Origin of the sequence: Pedobacter sp. PF22-3 (assembly GCF_026239555.1) — a bacterium.
In the GTDB taxonomy this organism is placed as follows: domain Bacteria; phylum Bacteroidota; class Bacteroidia; order Sphingobacteriales; family Sphingobacteriaceae; genus Pedobacter.
On sequence record NZ_JAPIVP010000006.1, the window covers coordinates 1 to 25,857 of the forward strand.

The 25,857-nt window shown below is 38.6% G+C and carries 15 protein-coding genes; 14 read left to right on the plus strand and 1 reads right to left on the minus strand.

Annotated elements, in window-relative coordinates; genetic code table 11:
- Nucleotides 1–197 precede the first annotated feature (197 nt).
- On the minus strand, nucleotides 198–3,131 hold the full coding sequence (locus tag OQX63_RS09650; protein ID WP_265850664.1) for a M16 family metallopeptidase: 2,934 nt from the start codon (nucleotides 3,129–3,131) through the stop codon (nucleotides 198–200).
- Between the two features lie 221 nt (nucleotides 3,132–3,352).
- On the opposite strand from OQX63_RS09650, the gene surE reads away from it, so the two are divergent.
- The 14 genes from surE (at nucleotide 3,353) to OQX63_RS09720 (ending at nucleotide 25,797) form a co-directional block, all read left to right on the plus strand.
- Nucleotides 3,353–4,192 (plus strand): 5'/3'-nucleotidase SurE, encoded by an 840-nt coding sequence (surE, locus tag OQX63_RS09655; RefSeq protein ID WP_265850665.1) that lies wholly within the window; start codon nucleotides 3,353–3,355, stop codon nucleotides 4,190–4,192.
- 8 nt (nucleotides 4,193–4,200) lie between these two features.
- Nucleotides 4,201–4,470 (plus strand): stationary phase survival protein SurE, encoded by a 270-nt coding sequence (locus OQX63_RS09660; RefSeq protein WP_265850666.1) that lies wholly within the window; start codon nucleotides 4,201–4,203, stop codon nucleotides 4,468–4,470.
- Nucleotides 4,471–4,743: 273 nt separating this feature from the next.
- Nucleotides 4,744–5,850: a lipid-A-disaccharide synthase gene (lpxB, locus tag OQX63_RS09665; RefSeq protein WP_265850667.1), complete on the plus strand. Its 1,107-nt coding sequence runs from the start codon at nucleotides 4,744–4,746 to the stop codon at nucleotides 5,848–5,850.
- 96 nt (nucleotides 5,851–5,946) lie between these two features.
- Nucleotides 5,947–7,122 carry a hypothetical protein gene (locus tag OQX63_RS09670; RefSeq protein WP_265850668.1) on the plus strand — a complete coding sequence of 392 codons (1,176 nt, stop codon included), beginning with the start codon at nucleotides 5,947–5,949 and terminating at the stop codon, nucleotides 7,120–7,122.
- A gap of 383 nt (nucleotides 7,123–7,505) precedes the next feature.
- Nucleotides 7,506–10,709 carry a SusC/RagA family TonB-linked outer membrane protein gene (locus tag OQX63_RS09675; RefSeq protein ID WP_265850669.1) on the plus strand — a complete coding sequence of 1,068 codons (3,204 nt, stop codon included), beginning with the start codon at nucleotides 7,506–7,508 and terminating at the stop codon, nucleotides 10,707–10,709.
- Nucleotides 10,710–10,720: 11 nt separating this feature from the next.
- A complete protein-coding gene (locus OQX63_RS09680; RefSeq protein ID WP_265850670.1) occupies nucleotides 10,721–12,373 on the plus strand; it encodes a RagB/SusD family nutrient uptake outer membrane protein in 1,653 nt (550 codons plus the stop codon).
- A gap of 195 nt (nucleotides 12,374–12,568) precedes the next feature.
- Entirely contained in the window at nucleotides 12,569–13,573 is a 1,005-nt protein-coding gene (locus OQX63_RS09685; RefSeq protein WP_265850671.1) for a LacI family DNA-binding transcriptional regulator, read from the plus strand.
- Nucleotides 13,574–13,984: 411 nt separating this feature from the next.
- A complete protein-coding gene (locus tag OQX63_RS09690) occupies nucleotides 13,985–16,252 on the plus strand; it encodes a GH92 family glycosyl hydrolase (RefSeq protein WP_265850672.1) in 2,268 nt (755 codons plus the stop codon).
- A 66-nt stretch (nucleotides 16,253–16,318) separates the two neighbouring features.
- Nucleotides 16,319–17,194, plus strand: a complete 876-nt coding sequence (locus OQX63_RS09695; RefSeq protein WP_265850673.1) for an ROK family protein — start codon at nucleotides 16,319–16,321, stop codon at nucleotides 17,192–17,194.
- Between the two features lie 777 nt (nucleotides 17,195–17,971).
- Nucleotides 17,972–18,532 carry a discoidin domain-containing protein gene (locus OQX63_RS09700; RefSeq protein ID WP_265850674.1) on the plus strand — a complete coding sequence of 187 codons (561 nt, stop codon included), beginning with the start codon at nucleotides 17,972–17,974 and terminating at the stop codon, nucleotides 18,530–18,532.
- A 131-nt stretch (nucleotides 18,533–18,663) separates the two neighbouring features.
- Entirely contained in the window at nucleotides 18,664–21,867 is a 3,204-nt protein-coding gene (locus OQX63_RS09705) for a SusC/RagA family TonB-linked outer membrane protein (RefSeq protein WP_265850675.1), read from the plus strand.
- Nucleotides 21,868–21,877: 10 nt separating this feature from the next.
- Nucleotides 21,878–23,710, plus strand: a complete 1,833-nt coding sequence (locus OQX63_RS09710) for a RagB/SusD family nutrient uptake outer membrane protein (protein ID WP_265850676.1) — start codon at nucleotides 21,878–21,880, stop codon at nucleotides 23,708–23,710.
- A 60-nt stretch (nucleotides 23,711–23,770) separates the two neighbouring features.
- On the plus strand, nucleotides 23,771–24,742 hold the full coding sequence (locus OQX63_RS09715; protein ID WP_265850677.1) for a hypothetical protein: 972 nt from the start codon (nucleotides 23,771–23,773) through the stop codon (nucleotides 24,740–24,742).
- Between the two features lie 74 nt (nucleotides 24,743–24,816).
- Nucleotides 24,817–25,797 (plus strand): basic secretory protein-like protein, encoded by a 981-nt coding sequence (locus tag OQX63_RS09720; protein WP_265850678.1) that lies wholly within the window; start codon nucleotides 24,817–24,819, stop codon nucleotides 25,795–25,797.
- Nucleotides 25,798–25,857 lie beyond the last annotated feature (60 nt).

Sequence of the window (25,857 nt, forward strand, 5' to 3'; positions counted from 1 at the left end):
ATTAAATTAGCAAAGAATTGATCTCCCGGTTATGATAATTAGAACAGTACAATCGGGGGGCGTATAATGATTATAACAAATCTTCAGTTAACAAAAATCTCAAACAAAAAAGCGATCCCCGTTTCCGGAAATCGCTTTTTTTATTTTTAAGCTTTGGGTTTTACCTTCAACCCTCAATCTTCTAACCTTTAACCTTCTTAGTATCCAAAAATCTGCTCTAAAGTTAATTTAGTTACCGGGCCAAATTTTGCTACATCGGCCATGTTGATTTTCTTTTCTGAGGCTACGATACAATAGTTGTAAGGTTTGCCCGAAAGATTGCTCTGGTGGAACGATTTAATATCGGCAAAAGTAAGCGGTTTAAGGTTGGCGTATTCATCAATGCGTGAATCGTGATCGAAGCCTAATTTTTTATCGGCCAGATAGGTAGCAATGATATCATCTTTAGTTATACGGCTGGTTTCTATACCATTTAAGGAGTTGGCTTTAGAAAGTGCGAACGATTTATCAGACTCTGGCAAGGTGGTTAACAACTCGTTCATGCCGGCTACGGCCTCGTTCATTTTATCGGCCTGTGTACCTACATAGGCCACGGTGGTGTTTTCTTTATCTTTACTTTTTGGCGTAGAATATACCGCAAAGGTAGAATAAGCCAGGGCTTTAGATTCGCGGATGGTTTGGAATACAATAGAACCCATACCACCACCAAAATAATTGTTGAACAAAGCTATTTTAGCAGTATTGGCAGGATCGTACAAGCCACTGTTGCGTACCCAACGGATTTCTGCCTGTACCATATCGTAATCGGCAAAGTAAACTTTGTTCGAATCGGTTTTGGTGTACACAAATGTTTTAATTGGGGCGGTATCGGTAAATTCTTTTGCCAATGGGTGGGCCTTTACAATATCAGCAGAAAATGCCGCTAACGTTTTAGGACCATAATAAGTAATGGTGTGTTTGTAATTGGTAAGGTTATGTAAAATGTAAATCAGATCTGCTGATTTCATATTCTTGATCTCATCATTTGTTAAGCCATAGTTGAAAGGATTGTTGGCGCCATATTGAGCATAACTCATTAAACCACTCAAAATGGAAGATTTATTCAGTTTTGCATTTTCTCTTGATTTTAACAAACGGCCTTTTAAATCTTCTAAGGCTTTTTCGTTTGGTTTGCAATGTGCCAGAACATCTTCAACCAAAGCCACCGCTTTATCGAAATTTTCTTGTAAACCGGTAATGGAAACCGTGGTTATATCGGTACCTACGTTAACGCTATAGCTGCAGGCAATGTTATAAAATGCTTTACTGATATCTTCTGCAGAATATTTATCGGTACTGAGGAAAGATAGGTATTGCGCAGCATAAGGCAATAATTTATAATTGTAAGAGCCCATATCGAAACGGTAACTCATGCGGAAAATGCCATTTTCGGTATTTTGTATGGCAATTACATCAGCAATGCCTGCTTTGCCAAAATTAAGATCTTTGCTATAATCTAAAAATTTAGGTGCAATAGGTGTTACCGGCGCATCGATAATATTTTTGGTAAACGGCGAAACTTCGTTTGAATTGGTTTTTACCGCTGTAATGGTTGGTTTTTCTACTTTAATAATGCTTTTATCTTCACCTTTGTGTTTTAAGATAACCGCATAGTTATTGATGAAAAATTTATTGGCAAAATCTACAATCTCTTTTTTGGTTACTTTGCCCATATCATCAGTTGAGGCCAGCATTTTATCCCACTCGGTACCACGGTTTAAGATAAAGGCATTCATGGTAGCGTTGGCACGTACGTCGTTATTATCAAAGCCCTCTAATTCTGCAAATTTAATGTTGGCTACAGTAGCTTTGATTAAGCTTTCGTCAAACTCGCCTTTTTTAAGCAGTTCTACCTGTGCCAACAATAACTTTTGCGCGTCTTCTAGGCTTTGCCCGGCTTTTGGCGATCCTGATAGAATGAAGATACCATAATCTTTCATGGAGTTATAACCCGCACCTGCACGCAACATTTTTTGTTGTTGGTTGAGGTTGATATCCATTAAACCTGCTTTGCCGTTTGATAGGATGCTTCCGATGAGATCTAACAATAAACTTTGGCGGGTGGTTTGTGCAAACCCCCTGTACGCAATATATAGGTTTTCGGCACTTGGACCATAAATATCAACCTTTTGCACTTGGGTTAACGGTTTTTCTGGTGCCGGGTTGTAAAGGGCAAGTGGTTTAGGAACCATGTAGGCAAAATCTTTGTCGATTTTTTTGATCAGTTGATCGTAATTGATATCACCGCTCATAATTAGTGCCATGTTATTAGGCACATAATATTTGTTGTAATATTTTCTGATTTCGACCAACGAAGGGTTTTTTAAATGCTCGATGGTACCAATGGTGGTTTGCTGACCATAGTTATGTGTTGGAAAAAGGGTATAAAGCATTTTCTCGTACATTTTACGGCCATCGTTATCCATACCGATGTTTTTTTCTTCGTAAACCGCTTCTAGCTCGGTATGGAAGATACGGAAAACAGGGGCGCGGAAACGTTCTGCCTGCACGGCCAAAAATTTATCAATGGCGTTTGATGGTAGGTCTTCTTCATAAACGGTTTCTTCTACCGCGGTATGTGCGTTGGTAGAGTTACTGCCGATGGATTTCATCATTTTATCGTATTCATTCGCGATAGAATAATTAGATGCTTCGCCCGAAGTTTTATCGATTTCCTTATAAATCTCTTTACGTTTGGCCGGATCGGTAGTTTTAATGTAAGTTTCGTAAAGCGCCTGGATCTTATCTAGAAGTGGTTTTTCTTTCGCGTAATTTAGCGTACCGAACTTATCGGTTCCTTTAAACAAAAGATGTTCCAGGTAGTGCGCCAGGCCGGTGTTCGTACGTGGATCGGTATTACTGCCTGCTCTTACCGCCATTTTGTAGGTAATGTTAGGCTCTTTGTTGTTTTGTGATAAGATAACCGTTAAACCGTTTTTTAAGGTGTAAAAACGTGTTTTGGTTGGATCGTTGGTTACGTATTTGTACGTGTAACCACCAGAGGTTCCTGTTTTCCATTGGTAGGTGGTTTGCGCCATAGCGGCAGCACCTGTAATGAGAAAACAAGCCAAAGTAAATAATTTAAATTTCATTGAATTGTTTTTGGTTTATGAGCATGAACAGGTACCTGCTGGTTTAAGCTAAGCTTAAATACCGTATTCATTTTTAATAAGTTATTTGCTCAAATATAAATGCTTTATTGCAGGGAAAGAAATAATTTTGATTTGGAAACTAAAAAGCCAGGAATAAAAGGTTTTAGTATATAAATGGTGGTTTATTGTACCTTGAAATTATAATCTGTATTTTTACCGGCATGACAAAGCAGGGCACAAAACCAACTATTTTGGTTGTAAATGACGACGGGATTACCGCTACAGGGATAAAAAACCTAATGGAAGTAATGCAGGAGCTGGGCAATGTGGTGGTAGTGGCACCAGATAGCCCGCAGAGTGGAATGGGGCATGCCATTACCATAGGCAAACCGATCCGTTTTGATAAGGTGGAGCTTTATGATGGAATAGAGATGTACAAATGCAGCGGAACCCCGGTTGATTGCGTTAAAATTGCCGTAAATAAGATTTTTAAGGGAAAAAAACCCGATTTATGTGTTTCGGGAATTAACCATGGCTTAAATAATTCCATTAATGTACTGTATTCGGGTACCATGTCTGCCGCGGTAGAGGGGGCGATAGAAAAAATTCCATCTATCGGTTTTTCGCTCGATGATTTTGCGGCTGATGCCGATTTTAGCCATACCAAAAAATACATTAAAAATATTTGTGAGCAGGTTTTGGCCAATGGTTTGCCCGCAGGTACGCTTTTAAATGTGAATTTTCCGAAGGGTGAAAACTTAAAGGGGGTTAAGATTTGCCGCCAGGCCAATGCCAAATGGATGGAAGAGTTTGATGAGCGTACAGACCCTTATAAACGCCCCTATTATTGGTTAACCGGTGTTTTCGAAAATTTTGATAAAGGGGAAGATACCGATGTTTGGGCATTGGAACACGGTTATGTTTCGATTGTGCCGGTACAGTTTGATTTAACGGCACACCATGCCATACAGGCCTTAAATAGTTGGGACTTTATAGGCAGCAGCAACTCTAAGGCTGCAGGCACTAAAGTATCAGCAGCTGATGGCATTAATTTAGGTTAACCGTAATAATGGAGCGCTTAAGGAAATTAAATAATTCAGTATGGTTGGGCTTGGGTATTGGTTTGCTTGTACCGGCAATCTGCTGTTCTATTGCCTGGTATATCATTCACCATGTGGCATCTTTGGCAAAAGCCGATCTGTTATATATTGGGGGTATTGCGCTGAACGCTTACACCATGCAAACATTTTTTAAATACAATAAAGAAAATATTGGCAGGGGCATATTGGCTGCAACATTTTTATGCGCTTTTGTGTTTTTTGCCTATAAAGTCTTTTAGAAAGGCAGGTATAAGAGTAAGAATTACCTGATTAGGGGCGTCATTCCCAACTTGATTGGGAATCTTAAGGCTATTGCGTAAGATAAACCCCTAATGTTATCAGGTAAGCCTTTGGTGCAGGTCGGTATTGTTAATCGTAGGTAACAGGAATAGGCGCAGATGTAAATTCCGCTTTAATCTTTGGTTAAAGGCCTTTATCTCATTAAAAAGATTCCCGCCTGCGCGGGAATGACGATTGTTTTTTATACAAATTTTTCTTTTAAAGATTATAACATGAAGTACTACCTCGTAGCCGGCGAAGCCTCAGGCGATTTACATGGCGCCAATTTAATGAAAGCCTTAAAAGCTGAGGATGGCGAAGCGGTGTTCAGGTATTTTGGCGGCGATAAAATGGAAGCCGAAGGTGGAGCGTTGGTTAAACACTATGCCGATATGGCCTTTATGGGGTTTACCGAAGTAGTTTTAAATTTACGCACCATTTTTAAAAACCTCAAGGCCTGTAAGGAAGATCTGATACAATGGAAACCTGATGTATTGATTTTGATCGATTTTCCGGGTTTTAACTTGAAAATAGCGGAATTTGCAAAGGCCAACGGTATAAAAGTATGTTATTACATTTCGCCCAAGGTTTGGGCCTGGAACCAGAAACGGGTACTGAAAATTAAAAAGGTTGTTGATCATATGTTCTGCATCCTGCCTTTTGAAGTAGATTTTTACAGGGAATGGGGTATGGCGGTAGACTATGTGGGCAACCCGCTATTGGATGAGATTGCCCAGTTTACACCAGATCTGAATTTCCGTAGAAACCAGCAGCTGGGCGATGAAAAAATTATTGCCCTTTTGCCTGGTAGCCGCAAACAGGAAATAGAACGTTTGTTGCCGGTGATGTTGAGCATTACCGAACATTTTCCTGGTTATACATTTGCCATTGCCGCTGCCCCAAACTTTACCGAAACCTATTACCATCAGTTTATTGGAGCTAAAAAAGTAAAACTACTTTTTAACAATACCTATAATTTGTTGCACCATGCCCATGCTGCAGTGGTAGCATCTGGCACGGCCACGTTAGAAACCGCTTTATTTAAAGTGCCGCAGGTGGTGGTTTACAAAGGAGGGACCATTTCTATTGCTATTGCCCGGCTGTTGGTTAAAATTAAATTCATCTCATTGGTTAACCTGATCGTTAACAAAAAAATCGTTACGGAACTGATTCAGGAAGATTGTAATACGAAAAAGGTAAACGAAGAACTCAAAATGATTACGGAAGGAGCAGGCCGGGATACGATGTTAAAACATTACGATGAGCTCCTTTTACTGATGGGACAACCAGGTGCATCGGCAAAAACGGCCAGATTGATTGTAGAAAACCTGGAGAAATAAAGGTTTTAAGCCTATCAGGATCAGCTACAGTATACCCAGTATTGGGTATTGATGGTGTTTTAAAACCGGGTTATTTTTAAATAAAAAAATAACATCATGATTAAAGCCTCAACAATTACCCTTTTGATTGCCATTTTTTTTATTTCCAATAAATTAATGGCGCAAACAAGATCTGATTACGATACTGTGAAAGTAAATTCGGTTCCGTATGCTAAACTTCCCGGTGATATTAAATATTTGGTAGATAGAAACCGAAATAATTTTAGTTTCAATGAAGATATTGCATCGGCTGTTTTTTTATCAAAAGCTTCCTTTGCAGCAAATAAGCGGTGGATGACCAAAAGTGATTTTTCTGATCGCAAAAGTTTGATTTTGGATGCCAAAATTAGCCCTTACATCAATATTTCGCCTTTTAACTGGACAATAAATCTGAATAAGGAAAAGAGAAATTACCTCCTGTTAGCGCTTTATTTTAATCCGGAATTTGAAGTGCGTATTTTTAATAACGACAAATCGGTTGGAGATAGTTCATTGCCGGTGCGTACGGCATCATCAAGGCCAGGCGGTGAGTTGTTTATCAGTCATAGTGCACTCTATAATAAAGATAAAAACCGGAATTTTGGTTTCTCTGTTAAAGGCTATCACCATTCTAACGGTCAGGATGGCGAAGAATTTAACAGTATGGATAAAGCCTGGGGAAAAAGAGGGTATTTTAATACCTATAACGGAAATTTTAGCGATGATTTTGTGGTTGAGTTTAGCGGTATTATGTTTAATAAAAACACGGCCAATACCATTAATCAGTATTTAAAATTTGGTTACGGACAATCTTCCGGCTTGGCACCAGGAATGAAAAAATATAAAATTTATGGTACCAATAAGCTTAATTTATTTTATACCTATAAATGGTCTCCTAAATATAGTCGTAATATAGTTGATCATAAAAATAGAAAGGTTTATAAGATAACTGAAGAAAATTATCCTGTTGAGAAATTAAGAATAGAGTTTTTTGCAAGTTTTATTACCAACCAGATGAATGTTGGCCCAATTTATAATTTATCCAGAGCAACTTTCCAGGATCGGATAAATTTTCATTCCACTTTGCACTACAGGCTGCCTGGCTTTAGTGCCGCCGGATTGTTTGTTGAGGGTGGGTATTACGGGCAGGATACCTACAATGCCTATTTTCAGCGGTCAGCTTGGTTTGCAAAAGCTGGATTGAGTTTTGGTTTATTTACTTACCCAAAGCAGGCTGATGATCTGAAAAACTAAAACCAATAATACCCTGGCTTTGGCCGGCTTTTGGATTTAAAAGAAGTTATTTTAGCAATAACTTGTAAAAGTAAAAGCGACAATTTTAGGTTTAAAATTGTCGCTTTTTTATTTGGCCTTTGTTTTTAAAATGTCTTACCAGAGTTAAATTCTGTTCATAATTGATCGTCATTCGAATAGTTTTATTGTTGAAATTTAGTTTTATCTGCCAACGTAACATTTTAGGTTTATTTCGTTTTTTTTAAAACAAAATGCCATTTAAGGCGTTACTAAATCGTTTTGCGGAAAACCTATTGAGAACTAATTAATCTTATTGCTCTTATTAATTTGGAGGAATTTAGCCGCATTGCGTAACTAATTATAAACTAAACTAGTGAGTGCCAATGAGAAACATTTTACTCAGGACGTCAGGATTTCTATGCCTGATCCTACTTGTAAGCCCCCAGTTGTTTGCGAAAACCAATAGCAGCATTAATCGCTATTACTTTCAGCAGGATACAACTAAAAAACAAGACACAACCAAAAAAGTTCCGGTTGCTAAGCCTGCTGATAGCGTAAAGGTACCGGCAAATCCCCTTGGAGGTGCCCCTCCAACTACCAGTGCGGCTCCTGTGCCCACAAAAGCGCCTGCTGGTACTGCTGCTGCAACATCAGCTGCACAGAAAACAATTACGGGTATAGTTTTAGACGAGAAAAAAATCGGATTACCTGGAGTTGGAATTAAAATTCAAGGTAAAACCGGAGGTGCTGTTACCCAGGAAAACGGTAAATTCAGTATAACAGTTACAGCACCAACTGATGTACTTGTTTTCAGTTATATCGGCTATCAATCTAAATCTGTTCCGGCAGGGAATGGCGCCGCCCTTTTAACCATCAATCTTGCACCATCAGGTGCTCAGAATTTAAGTGATGTTGTTGTGGTTGGCTATGGTACGATGAAATCTAAAGAAGTTACTTCAGCAGTAGCCCACGTAGATACTGCCCAGTTTCGGCAAAGTGGTGCCCGGAGCCCGCTTGATTTGATACAAGGTAAAGTGGCAGGTTTGAACATCACCAGGGCGGGGAGTTCTAACCCAAACTCAAGCCCAAGTGTGCAACTCCGTGGTGTGGTTTCAGTTGCAGGTAGTGCCAGTCCGCTTTATGTAATTGATGGTATTCCGGGCGGTAATCCGGATTTACTTCAACAGGATGATATTTTATCGGTTGATGTATTAAAAGATGGATCTGGAGCAGCCATTTATGGTACAAGCGCAAACGCAGGGGTAATTTTGATCACCACAAAAAAAGGCAAACCCGGACCGCCAACCTTTAATTACTCGAGCTACATCCGTAAAGAATTTGTTCAGAACAGACTGGATTTCTTATCAGCAGAAGAATTTAGGGCAAAAATCAACTCGGGAGAGATTAATGCACGTGATTACGGCGCAAGTGAAGATTTATATGGTTCACTGATTAACAAAGGTAATTTATCGCAAAATCATAATCTTGCGTTATCAGGTGGAACCGATAAAACGAGTTATCGCGCAAGTTTAAACTACCGCGATTTACAAGGTATTGCGTTAGAAAACGGAAGGAAAGAATATACAGGTCGATTGAATATCAATCAAAAAGGATTTGATGATAAATTGAACATCCAACTAAATTTAGCTACAAATATTAATAATGCAAATTTGCTATCCAATGGTTCAACGTCAGATTTTTTTAACAATGAGCTAAACAGAAGTGGTTGGGAAGAAGAGCTGGGGAAAAACCCGACTAAGCCGATTTATAATTCAGATGGTTCATATTACTACGATAATCAAAGTACAAACCAATATGCCAGATTATTTAATAACACCAGTTACCGCAAGCAGCAAACCACATCAGCAGATTTAAAAGCTGATTTTGACATCACTAAAGGATTAAAAGCAAGTGTTTTCGGATCTATGCAGCGTAACAGTTATTTAGATGGTGGATATGCAACCTTGGCAAGTGAAGATTCTTTCGAGAATAGTGATTACCCTAGCGGTGGTTATGCTTTCAAAAATAATTTCCTTTCTCAGGCCTATGCCTTTGAACCTACTTTACAATATAATACGGTTGTTGCAGATAAACATTCTTTTACTGCATTGGCAGGATACAGTTATCGTTATAATATTGAAGAAGGCGCCAGAATGAGTACCCGTGGTTTTCTGAACGATCAGTTCAATGAAGATAATATGGAAGTTGGACAGGCATTAGCAGATGGAAAAGCATCAATGGGCAGTTATAAAAACGACAATACGCTAATTGCATTTTTCGGAAGAGTTAACTACGCGTTTGATAATAAGTATTTGGTACAATTGATTTTAAGGCGTGAAGGTTCTTCCCGTTTCGGTGATAATAACAAATGGGGAAATTTTCCGGCAGTATCATTAGGCTGGAATGTTACCGAAGAAAAATTCATGGAAAACGTAAAATGGGTTAATTATTTGAAATTAAGAGCCGGTTATGGTGTAACGGGTAACTCTGGTTTTGCAAATAATGCATCAAGGGTAACACTTGGTCCGGGTGGAAAATATTTATATCCTGATGGCAGCTACCGCGAAACTTATGGGCCAACACGTAACCCAAATCCATTTTTGAAATGGGAATCGAAACGTGAAACCAACATCGGTGCCGATTTTACATTGTTCAATAGCAAGTTAACAGGTTCATTAGATTTGTTTGATAGAACAACTAAGGATTTGTTAGATCTTTACACTACACCTCAACCGCCATATATTCAAAACCAGATTTATGCCAACGTAGGTAATATTTCTTCAAGGGGTATCGAACTTGCTTTAAGTTATCAGGCAATCAAAACCAAGGATTTTACTTTCAGCATGGATTTTACAGGAAGTACCATTAAAAACACCTTGAATTCTTACTCGAATGATGTTTTTGCAGTGAAGTTTAAAACGTTTGGTGGTATTGGTGGTGCAGGAGATTTGGGCGATGCCATTACCACTTACGAAGGAGAAGAGGTAGGTATATTTTATGGGAAGCGTTTCGCCGGTTTTGATGCTAATGGAAAATGGCTTTTCTATAATAGAAACGGACAAGCCGTTCGCAATGATCAGATCAACAATTCTAAAGATAAAAACTTAACAGATCTTGCTCCTCTGGGAAATGCCATACCTAAATATTACGCTTCATATACAGCGAATTTTACTTATAAAAACTTTGATTTCAGGGTTTTTCTGAGAGGTAAGTTTGATTATAAAATTTTAAATACTACCGCATTAACATACGGAAACCCTTTTGTTACGGGTTCTAATTATTTACGGGATGCTTTTGGGAAGTATAGTGAAATCAACGATACCTTTATGTATTCAGACTATTACCTGGAAAACGGAACCAATGTTAAAATTGATGAGGTGACTTTAGGTTATAATTTTAAGTTAAAAACGAAGTTCATCCGTAATCTGCGTGTATACGCTACAGGCCAAAATTTAGCTACAATAACAGGTTACTCAGGTAATGATCCTGATTTTGTACAAGATACTGGCTTAGGTCCGGGTATTGATAGCCGTGGTGCTTATCCAAGTACAAGATCATTCCTTTTTGGTGTTAACGTAGGCTTCTAAAATATAATAAAATGAAAAATAAATCAATCATATATACAGCCCTTGCATTAGTGGTAAGTATGGGCACAGCCTGCACTAAACTAGATGAAAATGCATACGATGTTATCCCGGCTGAAAAATTTTACTCTAATAAAAACGAAGTTATTTCTGCTGTTTTAAGGCCGTATACTCATGCAAATGCCTGGGTTACGCCATCTGGACAAGATGGATGGTGGCGATTGGCCGAACTTTCAGCTGATCAGTTGGCATGGCCAACAAAGGGCCCACATGGTGAAGATGGTGGTAAATGGAAGAGATTACATTACCATACCTGGACGGTTGATGAAGGAGGTATCAATAATGCATGGTCGCTGATGTACGGAGGGGTTGGTTTTTGTAATGATGCCATTGGAAATATCGAGAAGAGAGATATTGCGCAGATGGGCATTACCCAAGAGGAAAAAAATGGCTATGTTGCAGAACTGAAATTACTTAGGGCATTTCACTATTTAAAGTTGATGGATTTGTTTGGTAATATTCCAATTGCTACAGATCTGGTTGATCCATCAAATCCTGTATTGCCAAATACTACTGCAAGGAAAGATGTTTTTACCTTTATTGAAAAGGAAATTAAAGATAATATCAATAACGTGCCTAAGCTGGCAAAATCGCAACTTGGAAGAATGAGCCAGGCGAGTGGTTATGCCATGCTGGTGGAGTTGTATTTAAATGCAGAAGTATGGACTGGTACACCACGGTGGGATGATTGCATCGGGGCAGCTGATAAATTAATTAATAATGAGGCAGGTGGTCAAAATGGTAACATGGCGCTTGATCCAAACATTACAGATCAATTTAAAAACACAAATAATCAATCAAAAGAAGTTATTTTCTCCATTGCTTATGATTTTACCAGAGCTAAATTTGAACCATCGTGGACGGGTGAGTTTTATCATTTTGCACAACGTGATATTTATGGCGGCGGCAGGAATGGTAACGATGGCATCGTTTTAATTCCGGGAGTTTATGAAAAATTTGAAGCTGATGATTTGCGTAAAACTGGCTGGTTACTGTTCGGTCCTCAGAAAAAGTTCGCTGATGGATCTGATGTTCAAGGTACCGTAGAGTATGCAGGCAAACCACTTGAATTTGTTGATAACATTCAAAGAAATTCGAAAAATTCTACCGTTAGCAACATGAGTGAGGGAGAAGAAAATAGTGGAGTTCGTTTTAATAAATATAAACTGGGCAATTCTATTCCTGGAATTGTAAATGGGGTGAGAGTAGAACCTGATCCAAATTACAACAATACAGACTGGAATGTTTACCGCTTAACATGGATCTATTTTGCAAAAGCTGAAGCCATTATGCGTAAAAACGGAGGTGTTGCCAATGCAGATGCAGTTAAGCTCATTAATGATTGTAAATCCAGAGCTTATACGCCGGCAGTTTGGGCTAGCAAAGCTTATACCGTAGCTACCTTAACACTTGATGAGCTTTTGGCAGAACGTGGCAGGGAATTTATATTTGAAGGTTTTAGAAGAGACGATTTGATTAGATTCGGAAAACTTACAACCGGAAGCTGGTGGGATCATAATCCATCCTCATCATTTAAAACATTATATCCTATTCCGCAAAGGCAAAGAGATTTAAATGTTAAGCTGACACAAAACCCAGGTTACTGATAAAAAACAACAAAAGGCGCATTTAAGCGCCTTTTGTTGTTTTAAGCTTTACATATATTTTATTAAGCTTTAATAAACGTTTCTAAGACGATTAATGTAAAAAATGTTAAATTGCGTTTTTATTAAAGTCCAAAAAATTATAAGCTATAATTTTTATTAGCTTTGAATTGATTAATTTACAGAAATCCTAACCAAATGAAATCGCTTTCTATTAAAGATATAGCCGTAAAAGCAAATGTATCCATTACCACAGTTTCATTCATTATTAATGGCAAAGCAAAAGAGAAATCGATCAGCGAAGCGGTAATAGAGAAAGTAAAGAAAATTATAGAAGAAAGTGGTTATAAGCCTAACCAGATCGCGAGAAGTTTGAGAACCGGTCACTCTAATATCATTGGCTTAATTGTAGAGGATATTTCCAATTCATTTTTCTCGAGGATTGCAAGGTTGATCGAAGATAAAGCTTATAAAAGAGGGTATAAAATTATTTATTCCAGTACGGAAAATAACATCGACAAAGCAAAGGAACTGATCAATATGTTCAAATCGCGAAAAGTAGATGCCTATATCATCTCTCCGATAAAGGGAATAGAGGAAGACATTCAGATGCTTCTTGATGATGGCAATCCGGTGATCTTTTTCGATAGGAATTTGCCTGACATAAACACCAGCTATGTTGGAGCAGATCATTTTGATGCCTCATACCAATCTATACAGAATTTTATTCATCAGGGTAAAAAGAATATAGCCCTGGTTACTACTGATATCAATGTAAAACAAATTGTTGAGCGATGCGATGGTTATAAAAAAGCATTGGAAGATAACGGGATCAAATATGATGATAACCTGGTTTTAAAAATCCATTTTAACCAGGAAGAAGGCGAAACAATAGACCAGATGAAAAAGCTTTTCGAACAGCGTAATATTGATGCCGTATTGTTTGCGACTAACTATCTTGCTATTAGTGGATTAAAGGCTTTGAAGCAGATTAATAAAAAAATAGGAGATGACTTTTCCGTTATTGCTTACGATGACCATGAAGCTTTCGAATTACATACCCCTGGTATTTCGGCCCTGCAACAGCCTTTGGAAGAAATAGCCGAAAATGTGATCAAACTGATCCTCCAACAGCTTTCATCTAAAACCAAACTGGATAACCAGGAAATCATTATTCCGGCCAAATTAATTTTAAGAGATTAATTTTTTGTAACTTAAATATTACATACCGCCATTTTAATATGACTTTTTATTTCTCTAATATTGGATTAGTAAAACGTTTTACTTTAAACCAACAACCAAACATCAATAATCCTTTAAACTAAGATGATTTTGACATTTTTTCTTTTTTAAGAAATAAGGAATTAATCGGTAGGATGAGGTAAAACGATTTATAAGAAAACCGAATATGAGTTATGAGAAAAATTCCTTTTAATAAACCCTGGCTTTTTAGTTTAATTACAAAATCATAAGGTACCTGCTTATCTATCAATTATGTAATGCCTCTCTTGATTATTACCTGGCCATTGTCAACTAAACGTTAGGGATGGAAGAAAATCTTTTTAAAAGTACCCGGTAAATATTACTGGTTATGCGAAAAAAGCAAACACACAAATGAAACTTAAATTAATCGTATCCATTTTATGCTGCCTTGTTGCCAAAGGCTTATTGGCGCAGCAGAAAGATTGGGTTCAATACGTGAACACGTTGCAGGGCACCAATTCTAAACACGAACTCACCCGTGGCAACACTTATCCAACAACCGCATTGCCATTTGGCATGCATACCTGGACCCCTCAAACCGGCAGAAATGGCGATGGTTGGAAATATCAATACTTTAAAGATAAAATAAGAGGCTTTCAGCAAGCGCACCAATGCAGTTCGTGGACGAGAGACTATGCTGTATTTTCTTTAATGCCCATGGTTGATGAACTAATTGTAAATGAAGATAAGCGCGAAACTAAATTTAGTCACCAGGATGAGATTGCCAAACCAAACTATTACAAAGTTAAATTCGAAAACGATATCACCACCGAAATTTCACCCTCAGAACGTGGTGCACACCTCAGGTTCAGCTATCCAAAGGGCAAAAGAAGCTTTTTAATTTTAGACGGATACACCAGGATAAGCGGGGTTCAGATCTATCCTAAAGAAAACAAGATAACGGGTTGGGTAAATAACGGCGAAGGCTTTAAAAAGGGCTGGAAAAGTTATTTTGTCGTTCAATTTGATCAGCCGATTAAAGCTTATGGTACCTGGGGAAATAAAGGGAATACCATTTCGAAAGATTCTATTTCTGCAGAAGGTTTAGGTAAAGGAGCATTTGTACAGTTCGAACCGGGCGCAAAAGTTCAGGTAAAAACAGCATCATCTTATATCAGTTTACAGCAGGCCGAACTTAATTTAAAAAGAGAACTCGGCAACGATAAAACTTTGGAAGATACCAAGGCCAATGCTGCTGCGGTATGGAATAAATCGCTTGGTAAGATAGAAGTGGAAGGTGGATCCAGAGCAGATATGCAGACTTTTTATTCTTGCTTTTTTAGGGCAAGTTTATTCTCCAGAAAGTTTTACGAAATTAATGAAGCGGGAAACCCCTACTATTTTAGTCCGTATGATGGTAAGGTACATGAGGGCTATATGTTTACGGATACTGGTTTTTGGGATACCTTCCGTGCACAGTTTCCGTTAAATACACTAGTGCAGCCAGAAATGCATGGGCATTATATGCAAGCCATGCTCGATGCCTATGCGCAATGCGGTTGGCTACCCTCGTGGTCTTTTCCCAGTGAAGCCGGAAGTATGATCGGTAACCATGCCATATCTTTGTTCGCAGATGCCTGGGCAAAAGGGATCAGAACATTTGATCCGAAGAAGGCTTTAGCTGCCTATTACCATGAAGCAATGAACAAGGGGCCCTGGGGGCCTGCAAACGGTAGGGATGGTGTAACCGAGTATAACCAATTGGGTTATGTTCCTTATCCAAAATATAGAGAAGCTACCGCAAAAACATTAGAGTATGCCTACGATGATTATTGCGCTTACGCCTTAGCCAAAATGATTGGCGATAAACATTACATGGAAGTTTTTGAGAAACCGATGTTCAATTACAAAAATGTTTACGATCCGGCTACACGTTTTATGCGTGGAAAAAATGCAGCTGGCGAATGGTCGCCAAATTTTGATCCAACTGAATGGGGAGGCCCGTTTACCGAAGGAAATGCCTGGCATTGGCAATGGTCGGTTTTTCACGATACCAAAGGTTTGATTAACCTGATGGGGGGAAACAAAAATTTTGTTTCGAAGCTGGATTCTGTTTTTAGCGAACCCAATAAAGTTAATGTGGGCTCTTACGGCGGCATGATTCATGAAATGACCGAAATGGTAATGGCCAATATGGGCCAGTATGCACATGGTAATCAACCCATACAGCATATGGTTTACCTATACAACTATGCCAACCAGCCTTGGAAAGCACAATTTCATGCGCGTGAGGTGATGCATAAACTGTATGATGCAACAGAAAACGGTTACCCGGGAGATGAAGACCAGGGGCAAACCTCGTCATGGTATGTGTTAAGCGCTTTAGGGTTTTATAGTGTAACCCCAGGATCTGGAGAGTATGTTTTAGGTAGCCCGATGTTCAAAAAAACGACCATCAACTTAGAAAATGGTAAAAAATTCATCATCGAAGCACCTGCAAATGACATTCGGCATGTTTACATAAAATCAGCAAGCTTAAATGGTAAAAATTATACTAAAAACTATTTGAATCATAGCGATTTATTAAAAGGTGGCGTTTTAAAACTGGAAATGAGTGTTAAATCTTCGTTAAATAGAGGAATATTAGAAGGAGATAAGCCATTTTCAATCAGTAAATAGCTAGTGAATGACTACTTTTGGCGAATTATTCAAATTATTAAAGAATAGAACAGAAATATATATAGAATGGAAAAGCCTGTTGCATTAGGTGTAGATATTGGCGGCTCGCATATTACGGCCGCATTGGTAGATTTGGAAACAAGAACTTTATTGAAGAATTCTATCAAACGTAGCCCTGTGAACTCACAGGAGAATAAGGAAGTGATTTTATCGGCTTGGTGCGATATTATCAATAATGCTTTCCAGGACATAAAAAATGGCAATAGAAATGTGGGCATAGCCATGCCCGGGCCTTTTAATTATAAAGAAGGAATTTCATTAATTAAAGATCAGGAAAAGTTTAAATCACTTTACCAGGTTAATGTGAAAGAAGAGCTTGCCAAACGATTGGACATTGCAGCAGAAAACATCCACTTTATAAACGATGCAGCTGGCTTTTTACAAGGGGAAGTTTTTGCAGGGGCAGCCAAAGGTAATGTAAACGTATTGGGTTTAACATTGGGAACCGGACTTGGATCTTCACTTTGTTTAAATGATAAAGCTTATGATGCAGACTTATGGAATTCTTCGTTTTTAGATGGAATTGCCGAAGATTACTTATCTACGCGCTGGTTCGTAAAACGTTTTAAGCAATTGAGCGGTGAAGATGTAGAAGGCGTAAAAGAATTGGTGGGGATTGTGGAAAGCAATCATTTTGCAACCATGGTTTTTATGGAATTTGGCTACAACCTGGCACAGTTCCTGATCCCTGTGATCAAAAAATACAAAATAAATACCGTAATTGTAGGAGGGAATATTGCACAGTCTTTTAGCGCATTTGCCCCAGAATTAACGGCAACATTAAAAGGAAACGGAATAGATGCTGAGATCAAAATTTCAGAACTGAAAGAGCATGCGGCATTAATCGGCGCTGCAAGTTGCTGCGACTTGAGCTTAACCTAAGGTGTTTATCGGATTGTTTACGGTATCTACAGCCATTTAAATAAACTGCAGAATTAAAATCTTAATTCTGCAGTCTATCAGATTTCTTCATGATCCTGTTTTAAAGAAACATGTACGTTAGTTATACTTTTTCAGGGTATTCTACACTTGTCTTGTCAAAATAACTTTATTGAGCGTTTTTTTTACTAAAAAAATAAATAATTTTTAATTTATTAATAATATGCTTATTATTGTTTAATAAAACGTTTTAGTCTTAAGTCATTTAAACATTTTTTATGTTTAGCATAGGATTAAAAAAATAAAGTGTTGATCGCATAGATTGGGGCTTTTTTTTATGTCTGAAAGCTAAAACGTTTTAGTTTAGCCAAAATTAACCAATCATTCATTAAAATAAAGGAGATCCTAAATGCAATAAATTTTACATGCTGATAACTACCATTCTACCGCTTCACAGAACAACCAACCAAACTAACAAATAACTCAACATGACCACAACACTTACCAAACCAGTTCATCATCGCTATAGGCGCAACTAGTATTTTATTCGTAATAAGAGGCTAACGCTTAAAGCAATCTAAAATCGTATTGCCAAAACCTGCTGTTTATATACTAACATCCCTTTAGTTTATAGCGGTTATTGTGCTGCATTTAAAAAGATTTTCTGAACAGCTAAGCATTTACATTTCTTAAAACCGATTAAATCCCTGATCTACCCACTGATCAGATCGAGTAAATATTGCACATTTTTTTAACCAACAACTATTAAATCAATTTATTATGAATCTTTTAAAAATGACCAGGAAAGCTGGCGGACTCTGTTTCGTGCTGGCTTTACTTCTTGGATGCGGTAAAGAAGAGTACCCGGCAGTGGATCTTTTTACCTGGAAAGCAAAGGTAGATGTAACCGCCAAGGCCGTACTTTCTGTTAATGTCGAAAATTCTGCCGGTGCCACTGGTGGTGAAGGATCTTTAAAAGTGGTTGATAATGATATCAACTCAAAGTTCCTGATCAATCCTTACCAATCATCCCTTTACTTACAGTTAGCTTTCCCTTCCGTTCAGCAGGTAGCATCTTACACGTTAACTTCGGGTAACGACGCGCCAAGCAGGGATCCCAAAAACTGGAAATTAAGTGGTTCTATAGATGGAAATTCGTGGGTAGATCTGGATACCAGGACAGGCGAAACATTTTCTGACCGTAATATCACCAAAACATACAATTTTAAAAATAAAGTGCTGTATAAATTCTACAGGCTTAGTATTACAGCGAACAACGGCAGTTCTTTGTTCCAGTTGTCTGAGTGGCGTGTAATTGAAGTACCTGAAGAACAACAGTAATTTGTGGTTACAATACTGTAAATAAACATACCAAAATTTATTCTGCCGGGCTTAACCGGTAGGCAATAAATTCATATCAAACTGATCAATAGACCTAATAACAGTAACTCTGTTAATAACAAACTAATTTTATGATGAAAAAAAATACAAATTTAACTGGGGGCAGGCTCAGGTTTAAAGATTGTGCTTTTAAGGCTATCGCTTTTACGCTAGCTTTAAGCAGTAGTTTTTATGCAACGGCTCATGCAACGGCCATTAATGTCAGCAGTTCGGTTATGACTAACCAAACAAAAGCCGATATTGTAATTCGTGGTATCATTAAAGATGAAACCGGTGCGCCTTTGCCGGGTGCAGGAGTTAAGGTAAAAGGGAGTTCTACCAGTGCTGCCGCAGATGTAAATGGAGCCTTTACCATTAATGTTCCAAATCAAGAAGCCATTTTGATTGTAACTTACGTAGGTTACGATACAAAAGAAATCCCTGTTGGTACGCAAACTGTTTTAGATATCCGCTTAAAAGAAACCGTTGGTGCCAACTTACAGGAGGTGGCCATTGTAGGTTTCGGTACACAGAAAAAGGAGAGTCTGGTTGGTGCGCAATCATCAATAAATGTGGCTGATTTAAAACAACCTGTTTCCAGTATGAGTCAATTATTGGCAGGTCGAATCCCAGGTGTAATTAATGTATCAAGAAATGGTGAGCCAGGTGCAACCGGATCAGATATTTTCATCCGCGGTATATCTTCATTATCATCTGGTGACAGAAGTCCACTGGTAATTATTGATGGTGTTCCTAACCGTAACTTAAACGATATCAGTGTTTACGATGTAGAAAACTTTACGGTACTGAAAGATGCAGCTGCAACAGCGGTATATGGTATCCGCGGTGCAAACGGGGTAATCTTAATCAACACGAAACAAGGTAAAACCGGTTCGCCTAGAATTAACGTAGAATACTACGAAGGGATAAGCCGTTTTACTAAAAGACCGCAATTAATTGATGGTGTAGATTATATGAACCTGGCTAATGAGGCCAAATACTCTGATTATTTAAGAGGAGGCGCAGCAGGTGCATTTAACCCGGCATACTCTATAGATGCAATCCAGAAAACAGCCGCAGGTACCGATCCGATCCTTTATCCAAACGTAAACTGGTTTGATGCCATTTACAATGATTTTGGTAGAAACAGGTCAGCAACAGCCAATCTATCGGGTGGGGTAAGCAATGCAAAATATTATGTATCATTAGGTTATTATGGCGAAGACGGTTTGTTTAAAACCGATGAAGCCGTAAATTCTGCTGTTAAACAAAACTATAACCGCTATAATGTTAGTGCAAACTTAAACTGGGATATTACCGGTACCACTAAGTTGGATTTAGGAATCAAGGGAATTTTGGGGCAAAATAATTATCCAAGCAATTTGTTTGCACAGGATATTTTCAATCAGGCCTTTTTAATTAACCCTACCTCTTTTCCAGTGCTTTATCCAAATGGCAGTTTACCTGGTATCAGTCCACAAGCCGATCAGCGTAACCCTTATGGTGATGTTACGAGGAATGGATATAGAAGCAGCTACACGAACCAGTTGTATTCAAATATCCGTTTAACACAGGATTTAAAAGAAATAACGCCTGGTTTATCGGTTACCACGATGTTTTCTTTTGATGTGAATAACACCAATGGAATTAACAGAACTAAAAGAGAGAGCTTATACAGGATTAACCCCAGCGATCCTTACATCACTCCGGGAGATCCAAATTCAGGTTATAAATATGGTTTAGTTTTACAGGGACAAGACTTTTTAAACTACAATTATGATAATGGTGGCGATAAGAAGATGTACTTTGAAGGAGCTGTTAATTACAACCGTACCTTTGGTAAACACGCTGTAAGTGGCTTATTGTTGTATAATCAAAATGATAATACCAAAGCTTCTGCACCTAACCTAACCCTTTCACTTCCTTACCGTTTACAAGGTTTAGTAAGTCGCGCTACATATGCTTATGATAATAAGTATTTCTTTGAATTTAACATGGGGTATAATGGTTCAGAAAACTTTGCTCCAAATAAACGTTATGGGTTTTTTCCAGCTGTTGGTTTAGGATGGTTGCTTTCGAGTGAGAAATTTTTCGAGCCGCTTAAAAATGCCGTTCAAATGGTTAAATTCCGTTATTCGGATGGTATTGTGGGTAGTGGAGGTAGTGGCAATAGTTATGCAGATAGCGAAGGACAACGCTTCTACTACTTAACCAAAGTTGGTGATGCGGGTGATTATTTTTTTGGCCAAAATGGAAATCTTGGAACGAATGGTTTAGGTGTAACGGCTTATGGCGTAGATGTAACCTGGGCTGAAACCCGTAAACAGGATTTGGGTTTCGAATTAAAAACGTTGAATAACAACTTATCATTAATCGTTGATTTTTATAAAGAAAGAAGAAAGAACCAATTTATCAGTAGAGGTACGGTACCCAATTATATCGGTTTGGCCAATACACCAATTGGTAACTTAGGTATTGTTGATAACAAAGGTATTGATGGTACCATCCAATATGATACACAATTCGGTAAAGATTGGTCGCTTAATTTAAGAGCTAACTTTACTTACAATAAAGATAAGGTAATCGAGAACGATCAGGCACCGAAACCTTATCCCTGGATGGAGCAACGCGGTTATAATGTTTTAGCAGCCACACGTGTTGGTTATATTGCCGAAAAGTTATTCGACAGCCAGGCTGAGATCAATGCAAGTCCAACACAATTTGGTACGCTAATGCCTGGAGATATCAAGTATAAAGATTTAAATGGTGACGGTAAAATTGATTCATTTGACCAGACGATAATCGGTAGGGGAGATATTCCAAGCACAACCTATGGTTTCGGTTTCTCGTTAACTTACAAAAACTTCGATTTTGGTTTGTTCTTCCAGGGGCAGGACAATGCTGATGTCATTTTAAATATTCCTTCATTCGCCAATTCGGGTGGTTTGGGTAATATGCTCGCCGTAGCTGCAGACCGTTGGACACCAACAAATCCCCGTCAGGATGCAGTTTATCCTCGTTTATCTTATGGTGGCACGAATAACAACAACTATCAATCAAGTACCTGGTGGAAACGCGACATCAGCTTCCTGAGGTTAAAAAACGCAGATTTGGGTTACACACTTAAAGAAGGTATAAAATCTATTGGTGTTAAACGCTTAAGGATCTATGCAACGGGTTATAATGTGTTCACCATTAGCAAGTTTAAACTTTGGGATCCTGAACTCGGCACTAATAACGGTACACGGTACCCACTAACCTCTAATTATTCTTTAGGTCTTACCGCTAATTTTTAAAATAAAAAGAATGAAAAAAATATTGATATATACAGTTGGCGCATTACTGATCGTTGGTAATTATGGCTGTAAGAAATTTTTAAACCAGGTACCTGATGATAGGTTAACTTTCGATCAGATGTACGAAAAAAAGTCTACCGTCGATCAGGCATTGGCAAATGTTTACTCTACACTTCCGGATCAGGATCAGGACCGCTCGCCGTCAGCAGGCGGAAACATTGGGCCATGGACAGCTGCTTCTGATGAGGCGGATTATACCTTGCCAAACTTTAGTGAAAACGTAAATTCGGGTGCATGGGATGCGACCAGTGGAGCGGTAAACTACCACTGGCAAAGCTTTTATCAAGGAATACAAGCTGCCAGTTCGTTTATGGCGAATATTAACAGGTGTACTGATTGTAACCTTGGTGGAATTGATATTGTTAACCGATATTACAACGAAGCCAGGGCTTTAAGAGCCATTTATTATTATTATTTAGTTAGGCAATATGGCCCTGTAATTCTATTGGGCAATGATCCAATCGCATCTGATGCTCCGCTACCGGAAATCAGTAAGCCACGTAATTCAATGGATGAATGTATCAATTATATTGTAAGCGAATTAGAGGCCGCAAGCTCGCGTTTACCTGCAACACCACAAGCCAGCCAGGATTATGGACATATAACCGCTTCAGTTGCTGATGCCTACAAAATAAAAGCATTATTAACAGCAGCCCGCCCCTTATTTAATGGAAATACCGACTACGCGAGCCTTAAAAACCAGGATGGTAAACAATTAATCAGCCAAACAGCTGATGTTGCCAAATGGACAAAAGTAGCAGCAGCTGCAAAAGCATTTTTAACCAACTCGCGTTATGCGAATTATGCACTTTATAATGTTACTGCTACCCCTGCTGGTTTGCCGGATAATGCTTTTAACAGGGCTTTCATTGCAACAAGAGATGTGTTTTTGAACGGTTGGAACTCAGAAATTATTTTTGGCAGAGGTGGTGATGTTACGCTTTATCAATATTCATTGGCACCAAATCATAACGGTGCTTCTGGTGGCGATAAAGGTGGTTCTTTTCTATCTCCTTCACAACAATTGGTAGATGCTTATTTTACAGCAAATGGGTTACCAATAGAAAATGATCCGACTTATACTGCGAATGGTACTTCAGCCTATCAGGCACCTGACCCAAATGATCAGGACGGGCCAAGGACCATTAGTAATATGTATGTTAACCGCGAGCCTCGTTTTTATGCAAATATTACTTATAGTGGTCGTAAGTGGATCAATCCATCTTCAAACATTATCACCAGTTTTGAATTTAACGGAAATGCAGGCAAAAATGCTATTGCCAACAATGATTATACTAAAACTGGCTATACTTCAAGAAAACACTTAACTGTTGCAGGTTGGACAGAGGGAAGATCAATTTTTACCATGATCAGATTAGCAGAAATCTATTTAGATTACATCGAGGCATTGCAGGAGTCGAATCCTTCAGATCCTGATATCTTGATTTATTTAAACAAGATTCGTGTTAGAGCAGGCATAGCACCTTACGGAAGTGGTGCTGGCGCATTACCTGTACCAACCGATATGAGAGACGCTATCCGCAGAGAAAGACGTGTTGAATTGGCTTTTGAACTAGATCGCTATTTCTATACCAGGGAATGGAAAATTGCAGAAACAACCGATAGGCAGATCAAAGGTTTAAATATTACCCAAAATGCACCAGGCTTTTTTACACCAGTGGTAACCGAAAATAGGGTTTTCCAAAAGAAACACTATTTATGGCCTATACCAGCTGGTGAAATCCAAAAGGTTCCGGTAATTGTACAAAATACAGGCTGGTAAAATGTAAACGGCACCGGGTGTTTCGCTCGGTGCTTTTTTTAAACTCATTAATTTAATACTATGAAAAACATTTTTCCACTATCTGCCATTGCGGTGTTTGTGCTGCTTGCCTGCAATACCAAAAAGGCACCGATCGAAACGGTAAAACCCGCACCTCCAATTATTGAAACCGTAGATCAGCCTGATGCTCCATCCAAAACCTGGAAAGAACACTGGTTTGAACATGTCCAGTTGCTAAACCGGGTTTATTACGATACGAGCATAGTGGTATATTATGATGGCGATGTTAAACCAACCGTGGTATGGCCAAAAACCTATATGGCCGAAGCCTGGAACTATACCAAAAAAGCTTATGGTAAATTTGGCGACGATAGCCGCTTGTTTGTGATTTACCATGCCGGGAAATATGGGGGTGGCCATCCAGGTACTTATCTTGATTCAGGTCATGATTACCGCAATGTAACCGATTGCGGATCTAATGATTTAAACGCATGGACTACCGGGGTAGACAATGATATTGATTTATCAACTCACGAAATTGGCCACATTGTAGAAGGTGCTTCAAAAGGGGTAAAAGAATCTCCTGCCTTCGATATCTGGCACGATAGTAAGTGGATGGAAATTTATCAATACGATGTGTATTTGGGTTTAAATAGGCCTGCTGATGCACAACGCTGGTCGAACAAAATGATGTCCACAACTGATAGTTACCCCAGAGCGGGAACTCAATGGTTTAAAAACTGGTTTTTACCGATCTACGAAAATTATGGCAAAACAAGGGTTTTAAATGGGTTTTTTACCTTGCTATCGCAACATTTCCCTAAACAGGGCATTACCATACAAGGCAAAAGCTACCAGCAATATTCCAGGAAAATGAATTTTGGCGAATTTATTCACTTTTGGAGCGGTGCAGCCAAAGCAGATCTGGCACAACTTGCCTTAAGCGCCTTCGGTACAAAAGACGAGAAGGGCGCAGATTGGGGACCAATGCTTGCCAAGGCCAAAACCGATTTCCCTAACATTACTTACTAAAATATATCACCAGAAAGATTCAGTATAATAGCCTGGATCTTTCTTTTTTTTATCACAATCACACAAAGAAAACAATGATTAAGCAGTTTTTAATACTGGCGCTGGTACCATTATTCGGAGGTACAGCTTTTGGGCAAAACAAAAAGAGTGCATATAAAATTACCATCAATGATAAAGACAGTGCAACAAATACCATTGTAGATGCTAAGCTAAAAGCCGCTTTTTTTCAGGTTTATCCAGGCTTTGCCCAGGCAGATGGTTACCATACCCAAAGAAATGTTGTATTGGATTTTGTAACCAGCGAAACACCTGCCATACAAGCCAAAGCAGGAGAAATTAAAGTAAACAAGGAATGGGTTAAGCATAAATCTCAAAGGAAAATCGAGAAAGAACTCTTTACTGCGCTTTCAAAAAACTGGGTGTATTATAATAAAGAAAAGCATAAGGGTTATACACTAACCTTTATTAGTAAAGCCCCTGATTTAGATCCTCAGGTTAGGGAAAATTTAATCTCTACCTATTTCGAAATTTATCCAACCCTGGTTAAAACATTCAATAATAAAGCTACACATGATGTACTTTTCGTGGTAGATACTGCCTACAAAGCCGTAGCCGAAGCCAGTGGTAACAGGATTTTATTCAGTGCAGGTTACATAAAAGCGCACCCAACGGATATTGATGTGGTAACACACGAAACCATGCACATTGTACAAGGTTATGGCTATAGCGCCGGCCCGGTTTGGTTAACAGAAGGCATTGCCGATTATGTACGTTACAAATATGGAGTTGATAATGTTGGTTCGAAATGGAGTTTGCCTGCTTACAATGAAAAACAGAATTATACCAACAGTTACCGGATTACTGCCCGGTTTTTTGCCTGGTTGGAGCAAAATGTGAAACCTGGATTGATTACTACATTGGATCAGCAGTTAAGGGCGCATCAGTATACTGCACAGTCGTGGGATGCATTAACGGGGAAAACGCTTGATCAGCTTTGGAAAGATTACAGTAAAGACCCGCAAAAAGTAAGCCTTACTTATAGCAGCAAAAAATAATGGAAGAGAGGTCAAGTCTTATAGGCATATGCTCAGACAAACTTGACTTCTCCATCGATT